The sequence below is a fragment of the Bradyrhizobium sp. P5_C11_2 genome (assembly GCF_054049755.1).
Window position 1 is genome coordinate 1 of the sequence record NZ_JBFULT010000749.1, and the last position, 4,181, is coordinate 4,181.

Annotated in this window: 4 protein-coding genes; 1 reads left to right on the forward strand and 3 read right to left on the reverse strand. The window is 64.7% G+C overall.

Annotated elements, in window-relative coordinates; genetic code table 11:
* Window positions 1–19 precede the first annotated feature (19 nt).
* Window positions 20–1,159: an acyl-CoA dehydrogenase family protein gene (locus tag ACXJL8_RS37960; RefSeq protein ID WP_456619518.1), complete on the forward strand. Its 1,140-nt coding sequence runs from the start codon at window positions 20–22 to the stop codon at window positions 1,157–1,159.
* A gap of 200 nt (window positions 1,160–1,359) precedes the next feature.
* Here the strand turns inward: ACXJL8_RS37960 and ACXJL8_RS37965 are convergent, their stop codons facing one another.
* From ACXJL8_RS37965 to ACXJL8_RS37975, 3 genes are all read right to left on the reverse strand, one after another.
* Entirely contained in the window at window positions 1,360–2,397 is a 1,038-nt protein-coding gene (locus tag ACXJL8_RS37965) for an amino acid ABC transporter substrate-binding protein (RefSeq protein WP_456619519.1), read from the reverse strand.
* 89 nt (window positions 2,398–2,486) lie between these two features.
* Window positions 2,487–3,080: a L,D-transpeptidase gene (locus ACXJL8_RS37970; protein WP_456619520.1), complete on the reverse strand. Its 594-nt coding sequence runs from the start codon at window positions 3,078–3,080 to the stop codon at window positions 2,487–2,489.
* Window positions 3,081–3,490: 410 nt separating this feature from the next.
* Window positions 3,491–4,181: hypothetical protein (locus ACXJL8_RS37975; RefSeq protein ID WP_456686700.1), on the reverse strand; the 691-nt coding region annotated here is incomplete at its 5' end.

A 4,181-nucleotide genomic window follows, 5' to 3' on the forward strand; every position in this document is an offset into this window, starting at 1 on the left:
GATACCAGAGACTTTGCACATGGCCCTCGTCCTCACCGAAGAACAATCGATGCTCCGCGACTCTGCGCGCGGGCTGATCAGCGACAAGGCGCCGGTGTCGCACCTGCGCCACTTGCGCGACGCCAAGGATCCGACCGGCTTCTCAAAGGAATTCTGGCATTCCTTTGCCGAGATGGGCTTTGCTGGCCTCTTGGTGCCGGAGGAGTTCGGCGGCAGCGGTCTCGGCTATGTCGAGGCCGGCGTCGTGATGGAGGAGATCGGCCGCACATTGATGCCGTCGCCCTTCCTCGCCACCAGCGTGGTCGCGGCCTCGGCGCTGAACCGCGGCGGCAATGCCGCGCAGAAGTCGGAGTTCCTGCCGAAGATCTCGAACGGCTCGCTGCTGGCGACGCTCGCGATCGACGAGGGCGCCAAGCATCGTCCGCTCCAGACCAGCCTCCAGGCCGTGCGCGCCGGCAACGGCTTCAATCTCTCCGGTACCAAGGCGCTGGTCGTCGACGGCCACGTCGCCGATCTCCTGATCGTCGCGGCGCGGACGGCGGGCTCGGCCGGCGAGCGCGAGGGCTTGACGCTGTTCCTGGTGAATCCTAACGCCAAGGGCGTTGCGATCGAGCGCACGATCATGGTCGACGCGCACAACGCGGCGCGGCTCGAGCTCGCCAATGTTGAGGTCAATGCCGACAGCGTGCTCGGCGAGGTCGATCAGGGGGCGAGCCTCCTTGACGGCGTGCTCGACATCGGCCGTGGCGCGGTGGCCTCCGAAATGGTGGGATTGAGCGAAGAGGTGTTTGGCCGCACCGTCGAGTACCTGAAGAGCAGAAAACAGTTCGGCAAGCTGATCGGAGAATTCCAGGCGCTCCAGCACCGCGCCGCCGAGCTCTATGTCGACATCGAGATCACCCGCGCCGCCGTCATGAAGGCGCTTCAGGCGCTCGATGCTGACGTCGCCAAGGCCACGTCAGCCGTCGCGGTGGCAAAAGCCCGCGCCGGCACCACCGCCACGCGCGCGGTGCAGGAGGGCGTGCAGATGCATGGCGGCATGGGCATGACCGACCAGTTCGACATCGGCTTCTTCATGAAGCGCGCGCGGGTGTGCGAGGAATTGTTCGGGGATGCGAACTACCATACCGAGCAGCTGGCGCGGGCGCGGGGGTATTGAGGGGGCACCAAGGGCCACGGTGGCGGCTGAATACGAAGGTGTCGTCCCGGCGAAGGCCGGGACCCATAACCCCAGGGAGCAGTTTGGCGGAGGCTCGTAGTTAACGAGAGTCTTCCCGCGGTACTGTCACCTGCGCTTATCGATAGGTCACGCGGTGGGTCCCGGCCTTCGCCGGGACGACACCAGAGGAGAACCCGCCTTCACCGCACCGGCGGCGCGTATTGCACGCCGCCCGCATTCCACAGCTGGTTCATGCCGCGCGGGATCTTCAGCTTGGACTTCTCGCCGATATTGCGCTCATACATCTCGCCGTAATTGCCGACGTTGCGGATGATGCGGACGACCCAGTCCTTGGTGAGGCCGAGCTGCTCGCCGTAATTGCCCTCGGTGCCGACCAGCCGCATCACCTCCGGCTTCTTCGACTTCAGGGCCTCGTCGATGTTCTCCGAAGAAACTCCCAGCTCTTCGGCGTTGATCATCGCATAGAGCGTCCATTTCACGATCATCATCCAGTCGTCGTCGCGCTGGCGCACGACGGGGGCGAGCGGCTCCTTGGAGATCATGTCCGGCAGGATCATGTGGTCGCCGGGCTTGGAGAGATTGAGCCGCAGCGCGTAGAGCTGCGAGACGTCGGCGGAGAGCGTGTCGCACTTGCCGGTGTCGTAGGCCTTCACCACGTCATCCAGCTTGTCGAACTTCACCTCTTCATACTTCATGTTGTTGGCACGGAAGTAGTCGGAGACGTTGAGCGCCGTGGTGGTTCCCGACTGCACGCAGACCTTGCTGCCGGTCAGGTCCAGCGAGGTTTCCTTGTTGCGGGCGCGCGGCAGCATGAAGCCTGCGCCGTCGTAATAGGCGACCGCGGGGAAATAGAGGTCGTAGTCGAGCTCGCGCGCCATGCTCCAGGTCGAGTTGCGCGAGAGGATGTCCACCTTGCGGCTCTGCAATTCCTTGAAGCGCTCGCTGGCGTCGAGCGGAACGAACTTGGCCTTGGCTGGATCGTTGAAGATGGCGGCGGCCACCGCGCGGCAGAAGTCGACGTCGAAGCCGGTCCAGTTGCCCTTGTCGTCGGGGATCGAGAAGCCCGGCAGGCCTTTGTTGACGCCGCACAGCACCTCGCCGCGGCGGACGGTGCGCTTCAGCGTGCGGGTGTCGTAGAATTCATAGATGATGGCCAGAACGCCGACCAGCACGGCGACCGCGAGCCCGATCAGCAGGCCGCCTCGAAATGTGCGCATGATGTCTCTCTCTCGAAATAATCGGGAAGAAAAGGAAGTGTTGCAAGGCGGGGAGCATGATCCGGAAAGATCATGCTCGAATGAGAACCTTAGAGTTCGGGCTTCTGCCGGATGACCACCTTGGTCCCGACCGGGACGCGATCGTAGAGATCGGCGACGTCGTTGTTGACGAGACGGAAGCAGCCCGAGGACACCTTGGTGCCGATCGTGTCGGGACGGTTGGTGCCGTGGATACGGTAGACGGTGGTGCCGAGATACATGGCGCGGGCCCCTAACGGATTGCCGGGGCCGCCGGCCATGAAGCGCGGCAGATAGGGCTGGCGCTGGATCATCTCGGGCGGCGGCGTCCAGTCCGGCCACTCCTTCTTGTTGGTGATGTTGACCAGCCCCTGCCACTGGAAGCCGTCGCGGCCGACGCCGATGCCGTAGCGGATCGCGCGCCCGCCCGGCTGGACCAGATAGAGGTGACGCTCGGCGGTCGAGATGATGATGGTGCCCGGCGTCTCGGTGGTGCGGAAATAGACCACCTGCTTCTGCCATTCCGGCTCGAGCTGATAGGCGTCGTCGGCGACCAGACCCGGCTCGTCACCGCGGTCGGGCTGCTGGGCGGAGGCCTGCGGGACGGCGAGGATCAGGCCGATCGCAGCCACGAACATCCCGGTCAGGCGACGAAAATCCGTCATTTCAAGCTCTCCCCGCTGCCACAGCGCAAATCATTCGGAACCATCTGAACTCAGGGGCAGCTTCGTGGCAAGTTGATGGCGCGCCCGGCTGGTATGTCACGAGAATGCTTTGGTTTTTTGACGAGGCGCGGCAATGCCACAAACAGGGGATGGCGCGAAAAGCCTAGATTGTTGCCGCAGCGGTGGTGCGCTCCCTCCCCCGCTTGCGGGGGAGGGTCGGGGAGAGGGTGTCTCCGCAGTGGGACACTCCCGATGAGGAGAGAGCCCTCACCCGCCGCTACGCCATAGCCAAGGCTTTGCCTTGGCGTCTTTCAAGAGCACGGCCGCCGAAGGCGGCCTATGCCTCTCCCGCAAGCGGGAGAGGCTCAGACCGAGCTCGCGGTGAGACCAACTCCGACTTTGGACGCCAGCTAAATCTTGTTGTTCTCCGGCGCGATCCCGAGTCGCCGCACGATTTCGGTCCCCACGGCGCGGGCCTCGAGCCGCGAGCCGATCCGGGGGCTGCGAAACCGCCGCCCCGAGCGCAACCGGATCGTGACGATGCAGTGCTCGTCCTCGGACCGGCCGCGGCGCTCGACGGTGATCGTCTTCACGTCCTGCCCCTCGATATGGTCGGCGCGCGGCTGGCCGTCGCCCCACAGCCGTTCGACGCGGATGTCGCCCTTGCGGATGATCCAGAACGCGCCGGTCACGAGATTGGCGTATCGATGGACCGCGAACGCCGCAATCGCGCCGAGCGGCAGCAGCAGGATATCGACATGGCTCGGAGGCCATCCGCGCCAGAGCTTGTAGGCGTAGGGCACGGCGGACAGTGCGACCGCGATCAGCGCGACGATCCTTATGTCCCGCGCGGAAAACGCTTCGAGAGGCTCGCCGAGGTGCATCTCGGGATTGCTGGCATCGAGCGGATTGATCGGCTCCTCGACATTGGGAACGTCGAATTGCGCGGCGATCCGCGCCACGGTGTCACGCACATGCGTGACGTCGGAGATCGGCGGCGACGTCAGGCGCTCGCCCGAGACAAGCGTGAAGACAAGCTGAAAGCGGGCTTTCACCCTCTTGCTGCCGGGGACCTGTAACCCCGTGATGTCGTCCTTCGCA

Excerpts from the sequence above, each read along its gene's own strand:
- ACXJL8_RS37960 (WP_456619518.1), top strand. The coding sequence starts at position 20 with ATGGCCCTCGTCCTCACCGAAGAACAATCGATGCTCCGCGACTCTGCG.
- ACXJL8_RS37965 (WP_456619519.1), bottom strand. The coding sequence starts at position 2,397 with ATGCGCACATTTCGAGGCGGCCTGCTGATCGGGCTCGCGGTCGCCGTG.
- ACXJL8_RS37970 (WP_456619520.1), bottom strand. The coding sequence starts at position 3,080 with ATGACGGATTTTCGTCGCCTGACCGGGATGTTCGTGGCTGCGATCGGC.